Below are 24,821 nucleotides of genomic sequence, written 5' to 3'. Positions count from 1 at the left end.
CGAACCTCCTAGTTAGTCTTCAGCAATCCAACTACGCAGTAACTTTGCAAAATCGTCTGGCTTTTCTTTTGCCATTTTTTCAAGCTGCTTACGACGCATTGTAGCTTCCGTTTCAATTTCTTCATTTATATCATCAATCATTAGTTCTTCTTGTTCTTCTAAGATGCTAAGTTCCTCTTCTTCCTTCGCACGTTTACGTGAGCGGATAATGAAGAATGCTAGCAATAGTATTACAGCTAATAAGATACCGCCAATGACCCAAACCCACCATGGAATAACAGGCGTTTCTTCAGCCACATCAGTTGCTTTACCATTTAAAGGTTGTACTGAAACAGCCACTTTTTCATTAATTTGCTCTTGAGTAAGCTCGGCTGCGACATCCTTTGAAATCGTTGTACGAACAATAGTACTTAAAATTTTCTCAATATCTTCTCGAACCCCATCAGGTAATGAAGCTGCATCAGTCGCTGTCGGTGGCTCTACAATTACTTGGATACCAATATCTTGAATTTTATAAGGTGCCTCTTGAATATCTTTGCGGATACGGTTTACGTCATTATTAATCGTTTCTTCTGTACGTTCATAATCCCCGTTCCCCATCGCACCTTCATTATAAGTTGTGAAGTTATCAGTAGTTGTTTCTGCTTCAGGTGTACCAGTGGCTGCAGCTCCAGTACCAGAATATTGTTCTGTAATGCGCTGCGCACTTATGGCGATCCCTTCCATATTCTCTTCATCAACTGGCGAAACTAAGTTTTCTTCACGATTTTCTTTTTTGAAATCAATGTCTGTTGTTACAGAAGCAATTACTTTATCTTGTCCCATCAGTGTACCAAGTATATTTTGCACTTGACGTTGTAGGTCACGCTCCACCAATTTCTTTGCTTGTAATTGACCCTCAGCTGTTGTTGTGGAAGCTCCATCAGCAGTTGCAGCGTTTAAATCAAAGTACTCAGAAAATTGGTTTGAGATTACAATATTATCCGTACTTAAGTTCGGAACACTTTTCGCTACTAAATTATACATTGTTGAAATTTGCTGCTCTGTAAATTTATAACCAGGATCAGTATTCAAGACAATAGATGCAGTAGCTTCTTCTAAGTTAGCGTCTTTTACAAAAACACCCTTTTCAGGAACATTTATCATCACTTTCGCATCTTTGACACCTTCAAGATTTTTAATGAGCTTAGCAATTTCTGTTTCAGTTGCTGCTTTTTTTAATAGATTAAACTCATTATCTGTCATACCAAATCCAGAGCTGTTTGCAAATGAATAATCAATTGTACCTGTTTGTGGATATCCCTCTGAAGCTAATTGTACTAATAGGGAATCCACTTGTTCCTCTGGGACTAAAATGGATGTTCCACCTGGGGCAATTTCATATTTGACCCCTTGAGAATCTAAAGCTTCCTTCACTTGTCCGATTTCTCTTGTTGATAAATCTTTATAGAGAGGTACATATGTAGTCTTAGTAGCAATAATTGTAATAACAGCAGCTAGTGCTATTACTCCGATGACGGATCCAATCATTAAAATCTTTTGTTTTTTACTACGACTTGTCCAAAATTGGCTGGTGTCGTTTTTTATTTTCGTCAATCGTTCATTCATTATGAATCCTCCGGTTATAGTGAATAACCTAACCATCAATAATTCGCGAAAGCAGTGATAACCCCAATAAACAAGTTATTTTGGGTTATAATCTTCATCGAACTGTTCAACTATTCGATAAAGCTAGACACTCATTCGCATTATTTCTTGGTAAGCTTCAATCACCTTATTGCGAACTTCAATTGTTGCATTTAATGTAATGCTTGCTTTTTGTGATGCAATCATCACATCATGCAGCTCTACATCTCCACCAGTAATTAGCTTTTGTGTAAAATTATCAGAAGTAATTTGCTGATCATTCACTTTTGCTATTGCTTCTTTTAAAGAGTTCGCAAAGTTTTGCTGTGCTTCATAAGGTGTCGTCTGGAGTTTATTTGTTTGATTTATTACCTGAGTTGGTGTCATTAGTGAAACGGACGAAATTGTCATTATGTATCTTCCTTTCTTCTTAGTTATTTACCAATCTCTAAAGCCTTTGTCAGCATAGATTTATTTGCATTGAATACAGTTACGTTTGCCTCATAAGAACGAGTAGCTGACATTAAATCTACCATTTCTCTTAATGGATCCACATTTGGCATGTTTACATAGCCATCTGCGTTTGCATCTGGATGAGTTGGATCATACACAAGTTTGAAAGGTGTTTCTCTATCTTCTTTTATTTGTGTTACTTTTACGCCGTTACCGACTCCACTTTTTGCGTTTTTCCCAAGAGCAACATTGAAATATTTTGAAAACTGTCCCTCTTGAGCAGTAAATGTTACTGTTTTACGGCGGTAGGGCTCCCACTCTCCATTTACTTGTCTAGCACGCGCAGTATCCATATTGGCCATATTTGAAGAAATGACATCCATTCGTAAACGCTGTGCTGTTAAAGCTGAGGCAGTGGTATTCATCCCATAAAAAATAGACATTTATTACTTACCTCCTTTTATTACAGTATTTAATGTATTTAATTTACCATTAACACGGTCAATTAAAGCATTATAATAAATTTGATTTTCTGCCAATTTCGCCTGTTCAGCATCCATATCAACACCATTACCATTATTTCGATATCTTAAGCCATCAATATTATTTACACCAGGTGTAGATTGTCGAATCGAAAAATCAAAATGTCTGCTATCTGTACGATATGCTGAAATTGATAGTTGTTTTTCTTGTTCTAGCATATCTTTAAAGCTTACACTTTTCGCCTTATAATTTGGCGTATCAACATTCGCAATGTTATTGGCAATTGTTTTATGATTTAAAGTTGCATAGGAAAGTCCATTTTCCAGGCTACTAATAGTTCCTCCAAATAAATTCAAAACCATTCACCTCATTTTATTTCAATCTATGTACTTCTTAATTTATCCAATAATACAATTGTAATTAAGATGATACGTAGTGTCTATTGTCTTTTGTCATTTTTTAATAGTAGATACGCCCTATTTTTTCTCATGATTAACCGTAACAAAACTCCCGAACCCCTTGAGCCACATGCTTTCACAGAGTTTCAAGTTGAATCTAGTTATTTTACACTATTTCGACAGTGCTTACGGTTTCAGTATTGAATATTCCCTTTTTTTCGCTTTTTCGCCGTTGACTCAGTACTAAATTTTAAGTCCATTTTTACTATTTCAATTAATAAATATAATGGATTAAACCGATTAGTTGCTATATGACAAATAAATTAAGATCTGCCTTTATTTTTATACTATTAGTAATAGAAAAGTGTAAATGTTATGATGGTATGTATTGCCTTTAGCAAAAATTAAGAAGTTAATAATGCATGATAAGCCACAGGGAGACAGAAATTATTCACATTTTAAGGGCATAAACCATTCACAAAGACTTCCTGATCATTGATAATTATAGCCTTCTATAGAGAGGTTAAATAAAGTTAAATCATCGCTACTAGTAATTCTAAAAACTTCAAAAAAGGTATCCGGAAAAAACTTTTCCAGATACCTTCTGTAGTTCCTATACGCGAGGAAAATTTAACTTATTTCATTTTAATTTCTGCTAATGCATTTAAAAACTTATCATTGAGCACTTTAATATAAGTACCTTTCATCCCAAGAGAACGCGATTCGATAACACCTGCAGACTCTAGTTTACGTAATGCATTTACGATCACTGAACGTGTAATCCCCACTCGGTCTGCAATTTTCGAAGCTACTAGTAACCCTTCGTTACCATCAAGTTCTTCGAAGATGTGTTCAATGGCTTCTAGCTCACTGTAAGAAAGTGAATTAATCGCCATTTGCACAACAGCTCTGCTACGAGCTTCTTCTTCAATTTCTTCAGATTTCTCACGTAATATTTCCATACCAACCACTGTTGCACCATACTCAGCTAAAATTAAATCATCATCCTCAAATTGTGCAGATAAACGAGCAAGGATTAATGTTCCTAGGCGTTCTCCACCACCAACGATTGGCACAATAGTTGTTAGCGCATTTTGGAATAACTCTTTGTTTTCTACTGGGAAAGCAGTATGCTCGTTATTAATATCAAGATTTGATGATGTTTCTGAAATTGTAAACAAGCTATGTGTATACTCCTCAGGGAATTGACGCTCTTCAAACATCTTCTTCATTCGCTCATTTTCAATTTGCTGATGGATGGAAATGCCTAAAAGCTTTCCTTTACGGCTCACAATATATACATTACTGTCTATTATATCTCCTAGCGTATCAGCCATTTCCTTAAAGTTTACCGGTTTACCAGCAGATGCTTGGAGCATTGAGTTAATTTTACGCGTTTTTTCTAATAAATTCATTATATGTTCCTCCTATAAATGGTCCAAAGAGTATTTTCTTACTATTCTAAAGGTTTTTACAACTGAATGGTACTATTCAGCTTTATCTTACAATATAAACTGTGACAAATCTTTGTTTTTTACTATACCCGCCAGTTTTTGATCAACATATGCAGCAGAGATTGGAATATTTGCAGGTGCAATTTCTGATGCCTCAAACGATAATTCCTCTAGCAAGCGCTCTAAAATCGTATGCAAACGTCTTGCTCCAATATTATCGGTTTCTTGATTTACCTCAGTTGCAATTTCGGCAATACGTTCAATGGCATCTTCTGTAAAGTTAATCTCTACACCCTCTGTTTCTAACAATGCCTTATATTGCAAAATAAGCGATTGATCTGGCTCTTGCAAAATACGGACAAAATCTTGCTTCGTTAACTTTTCGAGTTCTACCCGAATTGGGAAACGCCCCTGTAGTTCAGGAATTAAATCTGATGGCTTTGACATATGGAATGCTCCTGCAGCAACAAAAAGCATATAGTCTGTTTTTACAGCGCCATACTTCGTTGTAACTGTAGATCCCTCAACGATTGGCAGAATATCACGTTGTACACCTTCTCGTGATACATTCGCAGAAGAGTTACTTTCCTTACTAGCAATTTTATCGATCTCATCAATAAAGATAATGCCTGATTGCTCAGCCCTTACTATTGCTTCTTGTGCAACTTCATCTGTATCAATGAGCTTGTTCGCTTCTTCAATTGTTAAAATGCGTCGTGCATCCTTCACTTGGACTCTGCGTTTTTTCGTTTTCTTAGGCATCAAGCTAGATAACATATCCTGCATACCGCTATTAGCAGACATATCCATACCTGTTCCTTGTAATGCATCAAAAATAGAAGGATTTTGCTCTGTTACTTCAACAGTAATCCACTCGTTTTCTAATTTACCATTACGTAAATCTATCGCGATTTGTGCGCGCTTTGAACGCACTTCGGTCTCCTCAGATGAGTTTTCATCCGTTGACTGCTGATCTTTACCACCAAATAGCATTTCGAAAGGATTTTGCATCGATTGTTTTTTTCGCAAGGAGGGAACCAATAATTTAACGATTGCCTCATTCGCTAATTCTTCCGCTTGCTCTTTCACAGATTCCATCATCTCTTCTTTTACTAGACGATGTGAAGCTTCTACAACATCACGTACCATAGACTCTACGTCACGTCCAACATAGCCTACCTCTGTAAATTTTGTTGCTTCCACTTTGACAAATGGTGCATTCGTTAACTTTGCAATTCTTCTAGCAATTTCTGTTTTTCCAACACCTGTAGGCCCTATCATCAAGATATTTTTAGGAATAACCTCAGCCTTCATGTCATCATTTAACAACGAGCGACGATAACGATTACGCAAGGCAATAGCAACTGCTCGCTTTGCTTCATTTTGTCCTACGATATAACGGTCCAGATGCTCAGTAATCTGTCTTGGCGTTAAATTATTTTGCGTCATTAGCTCAGCGCCTCCACGATAATATTATGATTCGTAAATACACATATTTCAGCAGCCGTTTCTAGTGCTGCTTCGGCAATTTCACGAGCAGACATTGTTTCACCTGCATATTTTTTAAGCGCTCGGCCAGCAGATAATGCATAGTTTCCACCAGAACCTATCGCTAATATACCATCATCAGGTTCAATAACTTCTCCTGTACCAGAAACAAGAAGAAGGGTGTTTTTATCCATTACAAGAAGCATTGCCTCCAATTGACGAAGCATTTTATCACCACGCCATTGCTTTGCAACTTCTACAGCTGCACGTTGTAAATTACCATTGTATTCATTTAACTTTCCTTCAAACATTTCAAAAAGTGTGAAGGCATCGGCAACTGATCCAGCAAAACCAGCAAGGACCTGTTCATTAAACAGACGTCTGACCTTCCTTGCTGTACCTTTCATCACAACTGCATTCCCTAAGGTCACTTGGCCATCACCAGCCATTGCACAGCCTCCGTTATGATGAACTGCAAATATCGTTGTCGCATGAATTTGTCCCATTCGTCTTCCTCCTTAGCTCTATTATGCCCTTGGATGAGCATTCATATATGTTTGACGAAGATGCTCTTTCGTTACATGTGTGTAAACCTGTGTAGAAGATAAATGTGCGTGGCCTAATAATTCCTGCACCGTACGTAAATCTGCGCCATTATTCAATAAATGTGTAGCAAAAGTATGACGAAGCATATGAGGATATATTTTCGTATGGAGTGAGGCCTTGTCAATCATTTCTGTTAAAATATGACGTACCCCTCTTGGAGTAAGTTCCCCACCACGCATGTTGACAAACAATTGCTGATGACTTGTTTTTTTCATCAATCGTGGACGAGCTTGCTCTATGTAATCCTGCATCGCTAAACTCGCAAATTGACCGAATGGAATAATACGCTCTTTTCGTCCTTTTCCCATTACTCGAATAATTGAATAATGAAAATCTACATCCTTCACTTGAATTGAAGTAAGCTCACTGACACGAATTCCTGTCGCATATAACAGCTCTAATATAGCTATATTTCTGATTGATTTCAAATCATCACCAGTATTTGCTTCAAAAAGCTGCATCAATTCCTCTTCGTAGAAAAAACTAGGTAAGCGTGCTTCTTTTTTCGGATGATAAAGTGAACGAAATGCTCCATCATCTAATCCGTACTGTCTATTTAGAAAGCGAAAAAAGGAGCGTATTGAAGAAATTTTTCTAGATACTGAAGATCTTGCTCTTTTTTCATCATACAACTTTGTTACATAAAGACGTGCATGTATATACTCAACACTAGCTAAATCATTAACACCCTCTGCCTGTAAAAAGGTTAAAAAATCTAGTAGGTCTGATTCATATTCTCGCACCGTATGAACAGAGAAGTTCTTTTCTACCTGGATGTAAAGCATGAACTGTTCAAGTGCATCTTGGGACGAAACTAACATGAAAAGATTCACCACCAATGATTTATTAATAATCTTCTCAAATGACGAACACTTACAATTTAAATGGATAAGCTTATCAGTACCGTATCGTTAATAAACATACATACTGACACTATACCTATCTACATAATATAGCAAGTGAAAATGGTTATATTTTGAGAAAATCTCCATACAAAATAATAAAATACGTGTAAATCAGCATTTTGTCTACAAAAAAACAAAAGCCTCTAAGAGTATAACAACTATTAGAGGCTTATTGCAATTAAATTGTTTGTGAATTCACAAAATTACGAATTGTGCTTATTGCACGGTTAGCATGCATCTCAGCACGCTCTGGTTTGGAACGACGACCCGGTGGTAATTCAGGGAAAATGCCAAAGTTAACATTCATTGGCTGGAAGTTTTTCGATTGTGCTTCTGTTATATAACGCGCCATACTGCCTAATGCCGTTTCGAATGGGAAAATAATTAGTTCTTGTCCCAATGCTAAACGGGCTGCATTAATTCCAGCAATTAGTCCGCTTCCAGCTGACTCAACATACCCTTCAACACCTGTCATTTGACCAGCAAAGAAAATATTCTTTTGTTCACGAAGTTGATAGGTTTTCTCTAATACTTTTGGTGAATTAATAAAGGTATTTCTATGCATCACACCATAACGAACGATTTCCACATTTTCTAACCCAGGGATTAGCTGTAGTACTTCTTTCTGTGGTCCCCATTTTAAATGCGTTTGGAAACCAACAATATTATAAAGAGTACCCGCAGCATCGTCTTGGCGTAATTGGACAACAGCATATGGACGCTTTCCTGTCTTTGGATCTTCAAGACCTACTGGTTTCATCGGTCCAAATAACATTGTTTTCTCTCCGCGAGCTGCCATTACTTCAATTGGCATACAGCCCTCAAAGTAAATTTCCTTTTCAAATTCTTTCAATGGTACAACTTCTGCTTCAATTAATGCTAGGCGGAAACGATCAAACTCTTCCTTTGTCATAGGACAGTTTAAATAGGCTGCTTCCCCTTTATCATAACGGGATTTTAAATATACTTTATCCATATCTATACTATCTTTTTCGATGATTGGGGCAGCCGCATCATAAAAATATAGATAATCTAACCCTGTTAAACCTTGAATTTTTTCAGCTAAGGCTTTTGATGTTAAAGGACCTGTTGCAATAACTGTTATACCTTCAGGAATTTCTGTGACCTCTTCATTGATAACCTCTACAAGCGGATGATTTTTTACAGTCTCTGTCACATATCCAGCAAATTCGTGACGGTCTACTGCTAATGCACCTCCAGCAGGTACTGAGCATTGGTCTGCTGCCTTTAAGATAACTGAATCTAGCATACGCATTTCTTCTTTAATAACGCCTACAGCATTTGTTAAACCATTCGCACGCAAAGAATTCGAACATACAAGCTCTGCAAATTTATCAGTATGGTGAGCTGGTGTTTGCTTTACGGGACGCATTTCATAAAGTTTAACTTTCACACCACGTTTGGCAATTTGCCAAGCAGCTTCACTTCCTGCAAGACCTGCACCTATTACATTTACTACTTGTTCCGTCATGTGCTTACCATCTTTCTATCATTGAGTTGGTGCTTCTTCATAGTCACATTTTGTACACTGAATTTGTACACCTTTTTTAATTTTTTTCTCTACTAATAATGCACTACATTTTGGACATGGTCTACTAATTGGCTTGTCCCATGAAACAAATTCACATTCAGGGTACTGATTACAGCCATAGAATAAACGCTTTGTTTTACTTTTACGTTCTACGATCTCGCCAGTTTCACACGCAGGGCATTTTACACCAATCGGCTTCATAATCGCTTTTGTATTACGACAATCTGGGAAGTTTGAACAAGCCATAAATTTCCCATATCGTCCTAACTTAAATACCATTGGCGATCCACAAAGCTCACAATCCTCGCCAGCTGGCTCATCTTTTATAACGACCTTTTCCATCGCCTCATCTGCATATTTTACATGAACCTCAAAGTCTTTATAAAACTCTTCTACAACATTTTTCCATTGGCGACTACCTTCTTCAATATCATCTAAATCTTGCTCCATTTGTGCTGTGAATTCGATGTTTATGATATCAGGGAAAAATTCTAGTACGAGTTGGTGTACGATTTCTCCCAGCTCTGTTGGCATAAATCGCTTTGCATCTAACACGACATAGCCACGGCGCTGAATTGTATCGAGGGTCGGTGCATATGTGGACGGGCGCCCTATACCTAGCTCTTCCATTGTTTTTACAAGACGCGCCTCTGAATAACGTGGTGGTGGCTGGGTAAAATGTTGCTTTGGCTCGATTTCAAGAGATTTTACTTGATCGCCAACTTCCATTTCAGGTAGAAGCTTGGTTGTTTCCTCTGTTTGATCATCAGTACCCTCAATATATAGCTTCATAAAGCCTGCAAATTTAACTTGTGAGCCGTTTGCACGGAATAAAACATCACCATTTTGAAGATCTACCGCAACTGTATCAAGTATAGCTGGTGCCATCTGGCTTGCGATAAAGCGCTCCCAAATTAAACGATATAAGCGTAATTGATCACGGCTAAGTACTGCTTTTAATTCCTCTGGAGATCGCATCGTGCTAGTTGGACGAATCGCCTCATGGGCATCCTGTGCATTTGATGCTTTTTTTGCCTGCTTCGTTTCTGTTGAGATGTATTCTTTGCCATATTTCGATTCAATGTATGCATTCGCTTCCGTTTTTGCAGTATCAGAAATACGAGTTGAATCGGTACGCATATAGGTAATTAAACCGACTGTACCCTCTTTTTTACCAATATCAATTCCTTCATATAATTGTTGCGCTAGCATCATGGTCTTCTTCGCACGGAAATTTAACTTACGTGCCGCTTCTTGCTGTAAAGAGGAAGTTGTAAAGGCTGGTGCTGCATTTCGTTTACGTTCTTTTTTAGAAACATTGGCAACAGTAAAATCTGTACCCTTTACATCTTTTAAAACAGCCTTTACTTGTTCTTCATTGGTTAATTTAATTTTGTCTTTACCATTACCATAATAAAGTGCATCAAACGTTTTTTTGCCTTTCTCAAAAGAGCCCTCAATTGTCCAATACTCTTCAGGTTGGAAGTTTTTAATTTCATTTTCACGGTCAATAATCATGCGCAATGCTACAGATTGTACACGTCCTGCTGATAATCCCTTTTTAACCTTTTTCCAAAGAATTGGACTAATGTTATAGCCAACAAGTCTGTCCAATATACGTCTTGTTTGCTGTGCATCTACTAGATCCATATTAATTGGACGTGGATTTTTAAAAGATTCTAGAATTGCATCTTTTGTTATTTCGTTAAACACAACACGACAATCTGAATGAATATCAATATTTAACGCAGTCGCAAGGTGCCAAGCAATCGCTTCTCCCTCACGGTCTGGATCGGCCGCTAGATAAACTTTCTTCACTTTTTTTGCCGCAGATTTTAATTCCTGTAAAACAGGTCCTTTACCACGAATAGTAATATATTTAGGCTCAAAGTTATTTTCAGCACTAACGCCCATCTGGCTACGTGGTAAGTCCCGAACATGCCCGATTGACGCTTTTACTTTATATTTTTTTCCTAAATACCGTTCAATTGTTTTTGCTTTTGCTGGTGATTCTACAATCACTAAATAATCCGCCATCTATGTCTCCCCCTTAGCGAGGTCTATTGCTAATTTTTTAAGTTACCTGTTGCAAAATGTATAACAGATTTTAAGATAATGCAACTTTTTTTCAATTTTTGTTAGAAAAGAGTGCAAGGGATGCAACGATTTCATGACCATTACATACTGGAATAGCTCCTTCTACCAGTAACCTATTTGTCCCTTTTGATTGCTCAGCATCAATTGGACCTGGCACAACAAACACATCTTTTCCTTGCTCTAGCGCACATTCCGTCGTAATAAGTGTTCCACTTCTTAATGAGGCTTCTGTGACAACTAATGCTTGTGATAAACCGCTAATGATACGGTTTCGCATTGGAAAATGCCATTTCTCAGGTTTCATGTATGGTGGGTACTCCGTGACTAATAAATGATGCTCCGCTATACTCTCTGCTAGAGCTTTATTCTCCTTAGGGTATATATAGTTAAAACCGTGACCAAGCACTGCAATTGTCTGCCCACCAACTTTTATAGTTGCCTCATGAGCCATTGTATCTGCACCTCTTGCAAGCCCACTCACTACCGTATACCCGTGTTCAACGAGAGGTGGGACAATTAAGTCCATTGCGGTTTTTGTATAAGCTGTAGCCTTTCTAGAGCCTATTATAGCTATTTGTTTTCCTTTCATTAATTGCAAATACTGACCTTTCACATACAATACAGTAGGTGGACTGGAGATTTCAAATAATTGCGCTGGATAATAAGGATGATGAAAAGGTATGGGGAAAATATGGGAACGTTCATAGGCCTCTTCAAACGGCCATGTCATAATTTGTCGAAAATTTCGAGAAATTTGCAAGGCTTTGTGCGATGATATTTGCAATGCATTTGCAATCTCATTGGGGGCTGCTTCTTCAAAATAACTTAATAAATCTACTGGAGACAGTAATTGTTGAAGTTTTTGAAGTGGTAACGGGTAAATATAATGCAAAGCTAGTAATCTTTGTGTATCAACTGAAAAAATCATTTAAAAACCTCCTTTTAAATAGAAGAAAGATAAATGACCGCAATCTTAATTTTCATCACATAATCAATAAAAATATAACTACTAGTTAGGCTGGTACTTTTATATCGGGCAAGCAGGAAAAGTACTTAATTTATGTCCATTTAAAGTAAAGAAAAAGATGTAGCCACAATGTGCTACATCTTCCATTTTAATGGGTTTTACACTTTTCGTATAGCCCTTTTTCTTTTATTACTTTAATAAGCGTTTCACCAATGACAGATGGTGTTTCAGCTACTTCAATACCAGCTGCATTCATAGCCTTAATTTTTTCAGCGGCTGTTCCTTTACCACCAGAAATAATGGCACCAGCATGGCCCATACGTTTTCCTGGAGGTGCAGTTTGTCCACCGATAAAGCCAATGACAGGTTTCGTCATATTTGCTTTAATCCATTCAGCAGCTTCCTCTTCTGCAGTACCACCGATTTCCCCAATCATAACAACTGCATATGTCTCTGGGTCATTATTGAAAGCTTCTAATACATCGATAAAGTTTGTACCATTGACAGGGTCTCCACCAATACCTACAGCCGTAGTTTGACCAATACCCTCTTGTGTTAATTGATGAACTGCCTCATATGTTAATGTTCCAGAGCGAGAAACCACCCCTACATGTCCTTTTGTATGAATATAGCCAGGCATGATACCAATTTTACATTCATCTGCTGTAATAACACCTGGACAGTTTGGTCCTACTAGGCGGGTTTTTTTACCTTCCATATAACGTTTAACCTTTACCATATCAAGGACAGGTATATGTTCTGTTATACAGATTGTTAATTCTAATTCAGCATCTACAGCTTCTAGAATTGCATCTGCTGCAAATGGAGCTGGCACATAAATAACTGATGTAGTTGCACCTGTTGCAGCTACTGCTTCTGCTACTGTATTAAATACAGGTACTCCCTCGATTTCAAGACCACCTTTACCAGGTGTTACACCTGCTACGATTTTAGTACCGTACTCAAGCATTTGTTTTGTATGGAAAAGCGCCGTTTCGCCTGTAATCCCTTGTACAATTACCTTCGTATCTTTATTAATAAATACAGCCATTATTCTCCCTGCCTTCCTTAGCCTACTAGTCCCACAATTTTTTGTGCACCGTCAGCCATTGAATCCGCTGCAACGATGTTTAAACCAGATGCATTTAAAATTTCTTTTCCAAGTTCTACATTTGTACCTTCTAAACGTACAACCAACGGCACAGCTAAGCCAATTTCTTTAGCAGCTGTTACCACACCTTCAGCAATAATGTTACATTTCATAATTCCGCCAAAAATGTTTACGAAAATACCTTTTACATGTGGATCAGAAAGGATAATTTTGAAAGCCTCTGTTACTTTTTCAGCTGTTGCACCGCCACCTACATCAAGGAAGTTAGCGGGGCTTCCGCCGTAATAGCTAATTGTGTCCATTGTAGCCATAGCAAGACCCGCACCATTAACCATGCAGCCAATGTTGCCATCTAGTGAAATATAGCTAAGGTCATATTTGGATGCTTCGATTTCCTTTGCATCCTCTTCATCAAAGTCGCGCAATTCGACAATATCTTTATGACGATATAATGCATTGGCATCAAAATTGAATTTAGCATCTAGTGCCACTACATCGCCTTGTCCAGTAACAACAAGCGGATTGATTTCAACAATTGATGCATCTTTGTCGATAAATGCTTGATATAAACCTAACATTAATTTAACAGCTTTCCCTACAAGGTTTGCTGGAATATTCATATTAAACGCCATACGACGTGCTTGGAAACTTGTTAATCCAACCACAGGATCTACTACTTCCTTGAAGATTTTTTCCGGATTTGTTTCCGCTACTTCTTCAATATCCATACCGCCTTCTTCCGATCCCATCATTGTAACACGGGATGTTGCGCGGTCTAATACTAAACTTAAATAGTACTCTTTTTGAATATCAGAACCCTCTTCAATATATAAGCGTTTTACTTCTTTTCCTTCAGGACCTGTTTGATGAGTCACTAAAATTTTACCTAGTAATTCCTTTGCGTACGTACGCACCTCGTCAAGGTTTTTAGCGATTTTAACACCGCCTGCTTTACCGCGTCCACCTGCATGAATTTGCGCCTTGACTACCGTTACATTAGAGCCAAGTTCCTTCGCTACTTTCACTGCCTCATCAGGGGAAAAAGCAACTTTTCCATTTGGTACAGCTACACCATACTTTCTCAGAATCTCTTTCCCTTGATATTCATGGATATTCATAATACATCCTCCCATCAAACATTTGCATAAAATTGTTTTACTAACATAATCTATTCTAACGAAAGATTCTGATAAAGTCTACACTTTGTCTTTTGTTCGAATTTTCTCTCTTATTATGACACTTTTTTCTACTTCGTGTACTAAAACAGATTTTTCAAACTATCAGAATTCTTTATCTTTTCTATCTTTTTGTGCATGTTGCTGATCTAAATGATAAATAAATGCAAAAACTTCAGCGACAGCTTGGTACAATTCTTCAGGAATCGACTCATTTAAATCCAATTGCCCAAGTAATTGAACAAGGTTAGGGTCCTCATATATCGGCACGTTGTGCTCATTTGCTCGTGCTAAAATATTTTCTGCTATTTTCCCTTTTCCTTTTGCAACGACTTTTGGACTATCAAAACGTCCTAGCTTATATGTGAGCGCGATAGCCTCTTTTCGAGTAAATTTTTCTTCACTCATACGCGGAAATCCACCCCATTATGTTCCTCCTGCTGTTCTACTACAGCGGTTATTTTTTCAGGTTTAGCTTTTTCAAATTCTTTAATAAATACTCCTGATAGTTGATAATTTTTTTCTTCCAAGCCAATTTTTAATGCTGTTTTTAATGGTTCTGCAAGTGGAGCAATGTCATGATTTTCATTAAAGACCGTCACTGTAACGACACGATTTTGAACCTGCATATCAATTACAGTTTCTTTCATTGACTCCATTTGTAAATAAAATAAAATACGCGCATAATTGGCATCAATTTTCCCATCTTCCTTCATGCGACCATTCCATTGTAGTGTTGCATCCATTTTTCTACCGAAGAATTCAAGCGGTACTTGCATAATAAGCTGATGCTGATGACCATTCTCTCCCGATACAAGCTGCATGCCATTCATACGTGTCATTAACATTTCTGCAGCTTCCTTCAACTGAGGTGTAATTTGTGCATCCTGCAAGAGTGTATGAAGCTGAGGTTTTAATTGATGTGCAATCACTTGTAAATCCGCAGATTTATTATTAAGCGCAGCCTCGTAGCTAATACCTAAATTCTTTAATACCGTTTTAAGAGCGTGCTCCATCGCTTTATTATCCATTGAATTTTGTACCTGTGCATCTGCTTGTGTAACTATTTGCTGAATCAAAGATTGCGGGGAATCTACGCTACTTTTCATAAGATTTCTCATCCATGCTTCGTTTTGTAGAGAAGTAGTTGCATCATTTTTTAATAATGATAATAAATGATCCTTTGCTGAAAGAGCATTACTATCTTGTGTGAATAAACGCTCTGAAGCATTTTGTGCAAATGCTTTCATGAGTTGTTCTTGCATCTGCCTCGCAAAAATCTCTAATGTTTGTTTAGTAGCTGGTATTTGGTTTAGTCTATCGATTAATTGATTAATTTGCTGTTTTTGCTCATTCGTTAATAGGCTTTGGTTGGCCGTCCAAGATTTAAGCTCGTTGATGAGCTGATTTTTATCTTCAGGGCTTGTCGTTAGAATTGCTTGAATAACTTGTCCAGCCTGCTGAGGTTGAATTGTTTGAACAGACTTGGCTTCGTTAAGATTTGACCAATTTTGTAATGTAGCTTGCTGAGATACAATACCTGCCTCTTTTAAAATATTCAAAGCTTGAATCTTTTCACTCATAGAAGCAGCTTCACTCGTTAATAATTGAATGGACTTAGCGAGTACTAAACCACCTGTTTCTACTTCAAATGGCTTCGCAATTGCCTGTACTTGTTGCATTAGATTTTGCCTAAGGCTTTCTGGTAAAGATGTATCCTTTGCTAAAAGTTGAGTAAAGTTTTCCATAACCGAATTCATCCCTGTAGTTTTTTGCCCACTAATTAGTGCTTGAAAAACCTCATTCGTCATCGGCATTTTTAGCTCTACCATTTTTTGAATAGCTTGCAGGGCATCCATTTTAGTAATGCCTTCAGGTAAGGCCTTTAACCACATTTCAGCCTGCATCAGCTGTTCTTTTGAAATCGGTAGTTCTGCCTTCATAAAATGAGCTAGAAGCTGTTGCATTTCAGGTGTCTTTGGCAAATTCATTGATTCAAGTAATTGATTGATTTGTTGACTAGAAGAAGCCGTTTGTACCATAGGACCTGTAACCACTTTTAGTTCCGTTTGGGGGCTTGTACCTGTCACCTGAAAGAAATGTGCGTCTCCTGCTTTTAATGGCGCTTCAAGCTTAGCAATAAACTTTTGTTGACCAACTTGGATCTCTGCCATTTGATCTGGATATAGCTGTTTAACTGTTCCGTGAAATAATTGACCCTGTTTCATCGCTAATGGTTGATTCGTTGATAGCGCCTGTGTTTGAGTTTGTCCTGCAATCGGATTAAATGATGTAGATGTCATATCATTACTCCTTCATCATAGATTTTATCGGTTCAAAACTTGCTCGATGGTGAATAGTCGGTCCATACTTAGTCAGTGCCTCTAGATGCTGTTTTGTGCCATAGCCTGCATGCTGCTCAAAGCCATACTGTGGAAATTCTTGTGCAAGCTGCTCCATGTATTCGTCACGCGCCGTTTTCGCCAAAATAGAGGCGGCAGCAATCGCTAAGCTTTGTGCATCACCTTTAATAATTGACTGCTGAGGCAAATTGATTGGCAGTGTCATTGCATCTGCTATAACAAAATTCGGTTTTATTTTTAGTGTCTCTATACTTGCGACCATTGATTGTTTCGTAGCCTCATAAATATTGATGTCATCGATTACTTTTGCATTTTGAAAATGTATGCTATAGCTTATTGCATGCTCTTTTACTAACTTACTCATTTTTTCTCTTGTCTCTTTCGACAGTTGTTTAGAATCATTTAAGCCTAGTAATACCTGACAATTTTCAGGTAGAATTACGGCTGCAGTAACGACAGGACCTGCCAATGGACCTCGCCCAGCTTCGTCTATACCTGCAACTAGCTGGCCAAATTGTGCGTCAAATGCAATTTTCGCATCATGCTCCCGTTGTAATTGCTGCTTTTTTTCCATACGCTTTAAAAACTGCTGCCACGCTTTTTGCACGCCTGCTCGCCCATCTTGCTGCACGTTATCCATCCAAGGTTCATGCGCTGTAGCGGCTTTTAAAGCAATTGTAATTTCTTTTATAGTTTGCATATAGTATTACCTCATCTCTCTTATGTATATCGGCTTGTTTATTTAATTATATAACAAAATAAAGATAGGGCTTGTAAGGAAAAAAATGCATTTCCCTACAGCCCTTTTACAAAATTATATGTCGTTGAAAAAATTGCCTGTATGCTAGCAAGAGCTTGATAACATTTTATTGTTGCATAATACGATATAAAAATGCCACGAACTGCGCACGTGTCACAGGCTCATTTGGTCGGAAATGACCATTATCTCCTAGCGCGATCCCTTCACGCTCTAGCACAGCAATATAACCTGCACCCCAATGATGTCTATCTACATCGGCAAATGGACTTGTTTCCTCTGATGTTAAACCTAGTACACCAACAAGCACCTTAGCAAGTTGCGCGCGTCATCTTTTCTGCTGGTCGGAAAGCTCCGTTTGTTCCATCAATAATTCCTGCCTGTTGCAACGTAATAATTGCATCGTAGTAAGGATGTGTTGAGGAAACATCGTTGGACTTGTCGCTCCATGATGAGCGTACCTCCACTTGTTCTGTTTGTTGTATTTTGATACCACTGATAGCTAAGAGAGGCTCCTCATTTCCTTGCAGATAGATATAAAGACGAAAGGTTAATTAATAACATTTTTTGTGAAAATCTAAAAATATTAATAAATCACTTACGCACAGTAAAGTTCTGCTAAATCCAGATAAAAAGTTATAAAAACGGCTGTCGAGATTTTCGACAGCCGTTTATAACTTCTATTCTTCTGTTAATGCCTCTTTCTCCAGTTGCTCATCTACAAAATCAAATGTTAGTTTTCCTAATTGTAAGCCTCGAATATCACGTACGATTAGTTGAGCTACTTGGTCATAATCAATTTCGCCGCCTTGTCCAAAGACGCGACGAAGCTTACCGATATGGTCGAAGGTTTCCACTAAATCTTCATGGAGAAATTCAAAGCCATAGCGCTCCTCCATGCGCTTTGGATAGTGAATAGATAAAAAACGCAGACCATAGACAGCTAAATCCTCCATATTTGTAATGGTATCTTTAATAGCACCAGTTAATGCTAGTTTATAGCCTACTTCCTGATCTTCGAATTTTGGCCATAAAATACCCGGAGTATCAAGTAATTCGAGCTCCTTACCAACCTTTATCCATTGCTGAGCCTTTGTTACCCCTGGAGTATTCCCTGTTTTTGCAATATTTTTTTTAGCTAGGCGATTGATTAGGGTTGATTTTCCTACGTTAGGAATGCCGACAATCATCGCTCGGATTGCTCTAGGTTTCATCCCACGCGCTTTCATACGTTCGAACTTTTCTTTTAAAATTTCTTGTGCTGCTTTTGTTACCAATTGTAAGCCTTTGCCTTCAAGAGAGTTGATAGCCACTGCCTTATGACCACGCTGTGCAAAGTAATCTACCCATTTCCGTGTTTCCTGCTCATCAGCCATATCTGATTTATTTAAAATAAGAAGACGTGGCTTTTGATTGATTACTTCGTCTATCATTGGATTACGCGAGGATAATGGTAAACGGGCATCAATTAATTCAAATATAATATCAACAAGCTTCAATTTTTCTGTTACTTCTCTTCGGGCCTTTGCCATATGCCCTGGAAACCATTGTATAGTCATACCTATACCTCCTAAACTAAAAGAAAAAGGGAGTGTAAGTTCTCCCTTTCTTGCATTACTTTACAATTTTTATATCACTAAACGGCCAGAAAATTAAGCTTGTATTCCCGATAATCTCTTTTTGATCAACAAGACCAATATGACGACTGTCCTTACTATATCGACGATTATCTCCCATTACGAACACAAAGCCCTCTGGAATAACATTCTCGTTTAGGGAAGCATCAATATCATTTAATGAAAAATCTTCTGTTAATGTACCTTCAGTAATTTGTGATTTGTAGGCATCTAAATAGGGCTCATCGATTGGTTCACCATTTATATATAATTGATCATTTTTATATTCTAATGTCTCTCCTGGCAGCCCAATAACACGTTTAATATAGTTTTTCTTCTCTGGAGCATGGAACACTACTATATCAAAGCGTTTCGGCTCTCCTATTTTATAACCAATTTTGTTCACAATCATACGGTCGCCATTTTCAAGGGTTGGCATCATAGACTCACCATCTACTGCAATCGGTGTAAATAAAAAATAACGAATAACTGCTGCAATCGCAAATGCAATTAGAAGTGCCTTCGTCCATTCCCATAATTCATTCTTTTCCTTCACTGGTTTTTCCATCGAGATTTGCCCCCTTGTCTATCCTCATTTTAGATGATAGCTCTTTAAGATGACAAGCAAAAAGAAAAGGGGCTTGCAATACAAGCCCCTCACTTTTTAGCCATAATTATCGAATTTCTTTAATACGAGCAGCTTTACCACGTAGGTTACGTAGGTAGTAAAGTTTAGCACGACGTACTTTACCACGACGTACAACTTCTAAGTTAGCGATTTTTGGTGTGTGTACAGGGAAAGTACGTTCAACACCTACACCGTAAGAAATTTTACGAACTGTGAAAGTTTCGCTAATACCGCCGCCACGACGTTTAATAACTACACCTTCGTATACTTGGATACGTTCACGAGTACCCTCTACTACTTTCACGTGTACTTTAACAGTATCACCAGGACGGAAAGCTGGTAGATCAGTGCGAAGCTGAGCTTTTGTAATTTCTGCAATAATGTTTGACATTGTTTTCTCTCCTTAGACAGATGCTCTTGCACGCAATCTATGCCACAGCGGAACACCGTAATTCAGTACTTCACATAGAAGTACAGATTAGATGTTATCACAAATATAAACAGCAATCAAGCATCTTTATGGTTGTTTTTTAAGTTTTTCTATATACACTTTTTGTTTATCTGTTAATGGATAGTTATCTAGTAAATCGGGGCGACGCTCCAATGTTCTTTTGAGTGACTGCTCTTCACGCCACTGCTCAATTTTTGCGTGATTCCCTGACAGTAAAATATCAGGTACTTTCATTCCACGAAAATCAGCTGGTCGCGTATAATGAGGATGCTCTAAAAGGCCTGTGGAAAATGAATCTTGTATATGGGATTCCTCTTGCCCTAAAACGCCAGGTAGTAATCGTACAACACTATCAATAACCGTCATAGCTCCTAGCTCTCCACCAGTTAAAACGAAATCTCCAATAGAAATTTCGTCTGTGACAAGATGCTGTCGAATGCGTTCATCATAACCTTCGTAATGACCGCATAAAAAAACAAGCTCCTTTTCTTGTGCTAGCTCTTCAGCCTTTCTTTGAGTAAATCGTTCTCCTTGTGGGCACATCAAGATGATTCGAGGATTTTTCCCAGCTGTAATCTCCTCTACAGCGCTAAACATCGGTTCTGGCTTTAATACCATCCCTGCACCACCACCATAAGGATAATCGTCCACTTGATTATGCTTGTTCCCTGAAAACGTTCGAATATCAGTAACTTCTAGCTGAACAGCGCCTTTTTCCTGCGCCTTCTTCAATATTGAAGCACCAAAAACGCCTGTAAACATATCAGGAAACAGACTTAACACATGAATATTCATCATAGTAGACCATCCATTACATGAATCACAATTTTCTTGTCATCAACATTAATCTCCTTGACGATGTCTTCGATATATGGGATGTAATGCTCTTTTTTAGCACCCTTTACCACCCATACATCGTTGGCACCTGTTTGAAGAATATCAGACACTACACCAATCTTTTCTCCTTCTTCAGAAACAATCTCACAGCCAATGATCTCATGGAAGAAAAATTCGTTTTCCTGTAATAAATCATCTGACAATTGGTCTTTTGTAACTTTTAGCATACCTTCTTTAAAAGGTTCTACAAAATTAATATTGTCCATGCCTTCAAAAGATAATAAAATAAAGTTTTTATGACGACGTACGGATACAATTGTTACCCATGTCGGTTTTTTATCATCTTTTTTAAATGCTGCAAGCCTATTCCCTACTGCAAATCGTTCTTCTTCAAAATCTGTTGTTGATAATATACGCACCTCACCACGAATTCCGTGCGTATTGACTATACGACCTACATTAAACCATTCCACAAATTTCACCTCATATCAATTTCGCCTTGGCGTAATTGTAGCTGCCGCTTTGCTTTCGCTACAGAAAACATTTGTTGCTGTCACTTCACTTTCGCACAGATAAACAATGCGTCAGGATTTTGAATTGTCCACGCACAATTCATTCCTTTGAATATCCGTGACATCCGCCAGAGGCTTTGGACCAACAGATGTTTTTTGTGCGAAAGCGTAGTGCTAACGCAGCGACAGCAACATGATGTTGGTCACTCAGTCGTGTGTTGTTGTTGTTGTTGCTGTTGCTTCGCTTTCGCACAGATAAAACCGTGTTGCTGTTGCTTCGCTTTCGCACAGATAAAACCGTGTTGCTGTTGCTTCGCTTTCGCACAGATAAATTGCCACAGAACGTGGCGTTCTTAGAATGAGTTCCGCTATTTCAGTAGGTGTTTGGATACCCACTGAAAAGGAACCAAAACCGCATTCATCTCACTACCTGTAGAGGTGGGAGTCTTCTGATGAATGAAGATAAAAAATGTTAAAACATACTGCCTCCTTTAAGCTACTTGCTAATCAGAGTTAAAAAGTAACCATTCTCACACTTATCTCTAAAAAGCAGATGAACATTTTGGAGGAGATGTTTTAGCTAAAGTATCTCTTATGTCATTATGCTCAATTATTCCTCAATATAATTACTTTAAGTATATACCTATGAGGCACAAGGCACCAGGTAACATCCCATTAAACATCCCATCCCTAAAGATGAAAGAAGATAAAAAAAGGAAGGAACCGACAAGCTCCCTCCTTCATAGTCCAGATTTTACGCTCCATGCTCAAGACCACCCCGAATTCCTAAATGCATGTAAACATACCAATCAGGACTCTCCTGTGCTTGCCGCGTGTAAAAGAGCGTGAACATCTTTTCTATCAATCCAATATATCGACGTAGGTCTTTTTTTGATGGTGACTACCTGCCGCTGAATAAACAATTGTACGAATCGCTTTCGCTACTCGCCCTTGCTTGCCTATGACTTTCCCTCGATCCTCTGAATGAACAAAAAGTTTATAAACAATTCGATTTGCATTTTCATCCGTCTCAATACGAACTTCTTCTGGATAATCGACTAACGGTAAAACGATTGCTTCAATCAGCTGCTTCAAAAACGTCGCCCCCGATTATTTACTGAATTTTTGGTTATGGAATTTTTCCATGATACCTTGTTCTGAGAACAAGTTACGCACTGTATCTGATGGTTTTGCACCGTCAGCTAACCATTTAAGAGCTTTCTCTTCATCGATGTTTACAGTAGCTGGTTGAGTTAGTGGGTTGTAAGTACCAACTGTTTCGATTTGACGACCGTCACGTGGTGAACGAGCATCTGCAACTACGATACGATAGAAAGGAGACTTTTTAGCTCCCATACGTTTTAAGCGAATTTTAACTGCCATTTTAATAGCACCTCCGAATAAGTTTCACACAAGATAGTATATTATCAATGTTTAGGTTGTTTGTAAAGTGTTTTTTCTTAACACCTAAAAATTATTATTTAAACAATGAATCAAAGCCTGGTAATTTCATTTTTTTCTTCCCTTTACCACTTGCCATTCCAGTCATTTGCTTCATCATTTTTTTCATTTCATCGAATTGCTTTAATAAACGATTCACCTCTTGAATAGACGTTCCAGAGCCTTTTGCAATACGCTTTTTACGGCTGCCATTAATGATTTCTGGATTCGTCTTTTCTGCCGTTGTCATGGAATAAATAATCGCTTCTACACGGCCCATTTGTTTATCATCTACTTTAACATTGTCTAAGCCTTTAATTTTATTTGCGCCAGGCAGCATTTTCAAAATTTCATCAAGAGGTCCCATTTTCTTCACTTGCTGTAATTGTTCAACAAAATCATCAAACGTAAAGGTTTGGGATTTAAATTTTTCCTCTAATTCTTTGGCCTTTGCTTCGTCAACATTTGCCTGAGCCTTTTCAATAAGCGATAGAACATCACCCATCCCTAATATACGAGACGCCATTCGTTCTGGATGGAAAGGTTCCAGTGCATCCATTTTTTCGCCCATACCAACAAATTTAATTGGTTTCTGAGTAACGGAACGAATTGATAATGCCGCACCACCACGTGTATCACCATCAAGTTTTGTTAAAACTACTCCGGTAATACCAATTGCTTCATTAAAGCTTTCTGCTACATTTACAGCATCCTGACCTGTCATAGCATCTACAACTAGGAATACTTCATCTGGCTCTTTTAACGCACGTATATCTTTTAATTCCTGCATTAAATCTTCGTCAATATGCAAACGACCAGCTGTATCGATAATAACGACATCATGATGCTCTTCTTTCGCCAGTTCAATTGCCTGACGTGCAATTTCTACAGGAGAAACATCAGTGCCTAATGCAAATACAGGAAGAGATAACTGTTTACCTAATGTTTGTAATTGCTGAACAGCCGCAGGGCGATAAATATCTGCTGCTACTAGTAGTGGCTTACGATTATATTTTTTACGTAACACATTTGCAAGTTTACCTGTAGTCGTTGTTTTCCCTGCGCCCTGTAAGCCAACCATCATAATTACTGTTGGGGGCTTTGTATTAAATTTAATAGGGCTTTGCTCGCCACCCATCAGTTCCGTTAATTCGTCCTGTACGATTTTAATTACTTGCTGGCCAGGTGTTAGGCTTTGCATAACATCTACACCAACTGATCGTTCACTGACCTTTTTCACGAACTCTTTGACTACTTTTAAGTTAACATCCGCCTCGATTAAAGCAAATCGGACTTCACGCATCATTTCTTTAACGTCTTGTTCCGATACCTTACCTTTACCTTTAATCTTTTGGATCGTTCCTTGGAGTCGTTCCGCTAATCCTTCAAAAGCCATTGCTTTCGCCTCCTAATCCCATTCTTTCAACTGCTCAATAAGCGCCAGCTGTTCTTCAGACGTCATGCTTTGTCCTGTTATTCCTGCTGTTAGCTGTGCAAGCATTTGTGTACGTTTTTGAAATTTGTCTAATAAACAAAGTTTTTCTTCATATTCTTCAAGCATCGCTTCTGTTCGACGAATATTATCATAAACAGCTTGACGTGAAATTCCGTATAGTTCAGCGATTTCTCCAAGTGAGTTATCATCTAAATAATACAGTTCCATATAACTTCGTTGCTTATCTGTTAATAATGCTTGATAAAAGTCGAAGAGAAAGTTCATGCGTGTTGTTTTTTCAAGTAGCATCGAATGTTTCTCCTCCTGTCCTTAGTCATTTGTATCATAACGAAAAGCGCCCGTCTGTGTCAAGGTAATTCCCTTGTCTAAAAGCCTTCATTCAATGCTTTCAGGCATCTTTCACCTATAGCAGCATTCCCTTTAAACAATGAAATGTCCATTTTACA

27 protein-coding genes are annotated in these 24,821 nt (G+C 38.1%); all 27 read right to left on the bottom strand.

From position 1 onward, the window contains the following. Positions 1-12 precede the first annotated feature (12 nt). A complete protein-coding gene (gene fliF / locus AC1RNS_RS06875) occupies positions 13-1,608 on the bottom strand; it encodes a flagellar basal-body MS-ring/collar protein FliF (protein WP_492991579.1) in 1,596 nt (531 codons plus the stop codon). 123 nt (positions 1,609-1,731) lie between these two features. After that, positions 1,732-2,037 (bottom strand): flagellar hook-basal body complex protein FliE, encoded by a 306-nt coding sequence (fliE, locus tag AC1RNS_RS06870; protein ID WP_492991578.1) that lies wholly within the window; start codon positions 2,035-2,037, stop codon positions 1,732-1,734. 23 nt (positions 2,038-2,060) lie between these two features. Then, positions 2,061-2,522 carry a flagellar basal body rod protein FlgC gene (gene flgC / locus AC1RNS_RS06865; protein WP_492991577.1) on the bottom strand — a complete coding sequence of 154 codons (462 nt, stop codon included), beginning with the start codon at positions 2,520-2,522 and terminating at the stop codon, positions 2,061-2,063. A 3-nt stretch (positions 2,523-2,525) separates the two neighbouring features. After that, the gene (gene flgB, locus AC1RNS_RS06860) at positions 2,526-2,918 is read right to left on the bottom strand and encodes a flagellar basal body rod protein FlgB (protein WP_492991576.1); all 393 of its coding nucleotides are present in this window, start codon (positions 2,916-2,918) and stop codon (positions 2,526-2,528) included. A gap of 677 nt (positions 2,919-3,595) precedes the next feature. Beyond that, positions 3,596-4,375 (bottom strand): GTP-sensing pleiotropic transcriptional regulator CodY, encoded by a 780-nt coding sequence (codY, locus tag AC1RNS_RS06855; protein WP_283871157.1) that lies wholly within the window; start codon positions 4,373-4,375, stop codon positions 3,596-3,598. Positions 4,376-4,462: 87 nt separating this feature from the next. Next, on the bottom strand, positions 4,463-5,863 hold the full coding sequence (hslU, locus tag AC1RNS_RS06850) for an ATP-dependent protease ATPase subunit HslU (protein ID WP_492991575.1): 1,401 nt from the start codon (positions 5,861-5,863) through the stop codon (positions 4,463-4,465). Then, positions 5,863-6,408, bottom strand: a complete 546-nt coding sequence (hslV, locus tag AC1RNS_RS06845; RefSeq protein ID WP_492991574.1) for an ATP-dependent protease subunit HslV — start codon at positions 6,406-6,408, stop codon at positions 5,863-5,865. Before hslV ends, hslU begins: the two co-directional genes overlap by 1 nt. Positions 6,409-6,429: 21 nt before the next feature. Beyond that, a complete protein-coding gene (gene xerC, locus AC1RNS_RS06840) occupies positions 6,430-7,329 on the bottom strand; it encodes a tyrosine recombinase XerC (protein WP_492991573.1) in 900 nt (299 codons plus the stop codon). Positions 7,330-7,591: 262 nt separating this feature from the next. Further along, positions 7,592-8,905, bottom strand: a complete 1,314-nt coding sequence (gene trmFO / locus AC1RNS_RS06835; RefSeq protein ID WP_492991572.1) for an FADH(2)-oxidizing methylenetetrahydrofolate--tRNA-(uracil(54)-C(5))-methyltransferase TrmFO — start codon at positions 8,903-8,905, stop codon at positions 7,592-7,594. An 18-nt stretch (positions 8,906-8,923) separates the two neighbouring features. Continuing rightward, positions 8,924-11,002, bottom strand: coding sequence for a type I DNA topoisomerase (gene topA, locus AC1RNS_RS06830; protein WP_492991571.1), 2,079 nt, complete (start codon positions 11,000-11,002; stop codon positions 8,924-8,926). A gap of 91 nt (positions 11,003-11,093) precedes the next feature. Beyond that, a complete protein-coding gene (gene dprA, locus AC1RNS_RS06825) occupies positions 11,094-11,990 on the bottom strand; it encodes a DNA-processing protein DprA (RefSeq protein WP_492991570.1) in 897 nt (298 codons plus the stop codon). 187 nt (positions 11,991-12,177) lie between these two features. Further along, entirely contained in the window at positions 12,178-13,080 is a 903-nt protein-coding gene (sucD, locus tag AC1RNS_RS06820) for a succinate--CoA ligase subunit alpha (protein WP_492991569.1), read from the bottom strand. A 17-nt stretch (positions 13,081-13,097) separates the two neighbouring features. After that, positions 13,098-14,258 carry an ADP-forming succinate--CoA ligase subunit beta gene (sucC, locus tag AC1RNS_RS06815; protein ID WP_427540524.1) on the bottom strand — a complete coding sequence of 387 codons (1,161 nt, stop codon included), beginning with the start codon at positions 14,256-14,258 and terminating at the stop codon, positions 13,098-13,100. Positions 14,259-14,420: 162 nt separating this feature from the next. Next, positions 14,421-14,723, bottom strand: coding sequence for an EscU/YscU/HrcU family type III secretion system export apparatus switch protein (locus AC1RNS_RS06810; RefSeq protein WP_492991568.1), 303 nt, complete (start codon positions 14,721-14,723; stop codon positions 14,421-14,423). Next, entirely contained in the window at positions 14,720-16,618 is a 1,899-nt protein-coding gene (locus tag AC1RNS_RS06805) for a TP0910 N-terminal domain-containing protein (RefSeq protein WP_492991567.1), read from the bottom strand. Before AC1RNS_RS06805 ends, AC1RNS_RS06810 begins: the two co-directional genes overlap by 4 nt. Before the next feature lie 4 nt (positions 16,619-16,622). Next, positions 16,623-17,378 (bottom strand): ribonuclease HII, encoded by a 756-nt coding sequence (gene rnhB, locus AC1RNS_RS06800; protein WP_492991566.1) that lies wholly within the window; start codon positions 17,376-17,378, stop codon positions 16,623-16,625. Positions 17,379-17,544: 166 nt separating this feature from the next. Next, a complete protein-coding gene (locus AC1RNS_RS06795; RefSeq protein WP_492991565.1) occupies positions 17,545-17,745 on the bottom strand; it encodes an S-layer homology domain-containing protein in 201 nt (66 codons plus the stop codon). A gap of 1 nt (position 17,746) precedes the next feature. After that, entirely contained in the window at positions 17,747-17,902 is a 156-nt protein-coding gene (locus AC1RNS_RS06790) for an S-layer homology domain-containing protein (protein ID WP_492991564.1), read from the bottom strand. A 213-nt stretch (positions 17,903-18,115) separates the two neighbouring features. Beyond that, positions 18,116-18,994, bottom strand: coding sequence for a ribosome biogenesis GTPase YlqF (gene ylqF, locus AC1RNS_RS06785; RefSeq protein WP_492991563.1), 879 nt, complete (start codon positions 18,992-18,994; stop codon positions 18,116-18,118). A gap of 55 nt (positions 18,995-19,049) precedes the next feature. After that, on the bottom strand, positions 19,050-19,619 hold the full coding sequence (gene lepB, locus AC1RNS_RS06780; RefSeq protein WP_492991562.1) for a signal peptidase I: 570 nt from the start codon (positions 19,617-19,619) through the stop codon (positions 19,050-19,052). A 106-nt stretch (positions 19,620-19,725) separates the two neighbouring features. Beyond that, positions 19,726-20,070 carry a 50S ribosomal protein L19 gene (gene rplS / locus AC1RNS_RS06775; RefSeq protein ID WP_054770625.1) on the bottom strand — a complete coding sequence of 115 codons (345 nt, stop codon included), beginning with the start codon at positions 20,068-20,070 and terminating at the stop codon, positions 19,726-19,728. 126 nt (positions 20,071-20,196) lie between these two features. Further along, on the bottom strand, positions 20,197-20,925 hold the full coding sequence (trmD, locus tag AC1RNS_RS06770) for a tRNA (guanosine(37)-N1)-methyltransferase TrmD (protein WP_492991623.1): 729 nt from the start codon (positions 20,923-20,925) through the stop codon (positions 20,197-20,199). Beyond that, positions 20,925-21,440: a ribosome maturation factor RimM gene (gene rimM / locus AC1RNS_RS06765; protein ID WP_492991561.1), complete on the bottom strand. Its 516-nt coding sequence runs from the start codon at positions 21,438-21,440 to the stop codon at positions 20,925-20,927. The genes trmD and rimM overlap by 1 nt, the downstream gene beginning before the upstream one ends. Positions 21,441-22,340: 900 nt before the next feature. Then, positions 22,341-22,574: a KH domain-containing protein gene (locus tag AC1RNS_RS06760; RefSeq protein ID WP_427540557.1), complete on the bottom strand. Its 234-nt coding sequence runs from the start codon at positions 22,572-22,574 to the stop codon at positions 22,341-22,343. Positions 22,575-22,589: 15 nt separating this feature from the next. After that, positions 22,590-22,862, bottom strand: coding sequence for a 30S ribosomal protein S16 (rpsP, locus tag AC1RNS_RS06755; protein ID WP_004269411.1), 273 nt, complete (start codon positions 22,860-22,862; stop codon positions 22,590-22,592). Between the two features lie 94 nt (positions 22,863-22,956). After that, positions 22,957-24,315 carry a signal recognition particle protein gene (ffh, locus tag AC1RNS_RS06750; protein ID WP_492991560.1) on the bottom strand — a complete coding sequence of 453 codons (1,359 nt, stop codon included), beginning with the start codon at positions 24,313-24,315 and terminating at the stop codon, positions 22,957-22,959. Between the two features lie 12 nt (positions 24,316-24,327). Further along, the gene (locus tag AC1RNS_RS06745) at positions 24,328-24,663 is read right to left on the bottom strand and encodes a putative DNA-binding protein (protein WP_492991559.1); all 336 of its coding nucleotides are present in this window, start codon (positions 24,661-24,663) and stop codon (positions 24,328-24,330) included. Between the last annotated feature and the right edge of the window lie 158 nt (positions 24,664-24,821).

This window comes from Lysinibacillus sp. GW821-FHT14F06 (assembly GCF_058803665.1).
The sequence above is the reverse complement of the archived record's forward strand: the minus strand, read 5'-3'. Positions and strand labels throughout refer to the sequence as shown.

Coding starts and splice junctions, on each gene's coding strand:
- fliF (WP_492991579.1), bottom strand. CDS start 1,608: ATGAATGAACGATTGACGAAAATAAAAAACGACACCAGCCAATTTTGG.
- fliE (WP_492991578.1), bottom strand. CDS start 2,037: ATGACAATTTCGTCCGTTTCACTAATGACACCAACTCAGGTAATAAAT.
- flgC (WP_492991577.1), bottom strand. CDS start 2,522: ATGTCTATTTTTTATGGGATGAATACCACTGCCTCAGCTTTAACAGCA.
- codY (WP_283871157.1), bottom strand. CDS start 4,375: ATGAATTTATTAGAAAAAACGCGTAAAATTAACTCAATGCTCCAAGCA.
- hslU (WP_492991575.1), bottom strand. CDS start 5,863: ATGACGCAAAATAATTTAACGCCAAGACAGATTACTGAGCATCTGGAC.
- hslV (WP_492991574.1), bottom strand. CDS start 6,408: ATGGGACAAATTCATGCGACAACGATATTTGCAGTTCATCATAACGGA.
- xerC (WP_492991573.1), bottom strand. CDS start 7,329: ATGTTAGTTTCGTCCCAAGATGCACTTGAACAGTTCATGCTTTACATC.
- trmFO (WP_492991572.1), bottom strand. CDS start 8,905: ATGACGGAACAAGTAGTAAATGTAATAGGTGCAGGTCTTGCAGGAAGT.
- topA (WP_492991571.1), bottom strand. CDS start 11,002: ATGGCGGATTATTTAGTGATTGTAGAATCACCAGCAAAAGCAAAAACA.
- dprA (WP_492991570.1), bottom strand. CDS start 11,990: ATGATTTTTTCAGTTGATACACAAAGATTACTAGCTTTGCATTATATT.
- sucD (WP_492991569.1), bottom strand. CDS start 13,080: ATGGCTGTATTTATTAATAAAGATACGAAGGTAATTGTACAAGGGATT.
- sucC (WP_427540524.1), bottom strand. CDS start 14,258: ATGAATATCCATGAATATCAAGGGAAAGAGATTCTGAGAAAGTATGGT.
- AC1RNS_RS06810 (WP_492991568.1), bottom strand. CDS start 14,723: ATGAGTGAAGAAAAATTTACTCGAAAAGAGGCTATCGCGCTCACATAT.
- AC1RNS_RS06805 (WP_492991567.1), bottom strand. CDS start 16,618: ATGACATCTACATCATTTAATCCGATTGCAGGACAAACTCAAACACAG.
- rnhB (WP_492991566.1), bottom strand. CDS start 17,378: ATGCAAACTATAAAAGAAATTACAATTGCTTTAAAAGCCGCTACAGCG.
- ylqF (WP_492991563.1), bottom strand. CDS start 18,994: ATGACTATACAATGGTTTCCAGGGCATATGGCAAAGGCCCGAAGAGAA.
- lepB (WP_492991562.1), bottom strand. CDS start 19,619: ATGGAAAAACCAGTGAAGGAAAAGAATGAATTATGGGAATGGACGAAG.
- rplS (WP_054770625.1), bottom strand. CDS start 20,070: ATGTCAAACATTATTGCAGAAATTACAAAAGCTCAGCTTCGCACTGAT.
- trmD (WP_492991623.1), bottom strand. CDS start 20,925: ATGAATATTCATGTGTTAAGTCTGTTTCCTGATATGTTTACAGGCGTT.
- rpsP (WP_004269411.1), bottom strand. CDS start 22,862: ATGGCAGTTAAAATTCGCTTAAAACGTATGGGAGCTAAAAAGTCTCCT.
- ffh (WP_492991560.1), bottom strand. CDS start 24,315: ATGGCTTTTGAAGGATTAGCGGAACGACTCCAAGGAACGATCCAAAAG.
- AC1RNS_RS06745 (WP_492991559.1), bottom strand. CDS start 24,663: ATGCTACTTGAAAAAACAACACGCATGAACTTTCTCTTCGACTTTTAT.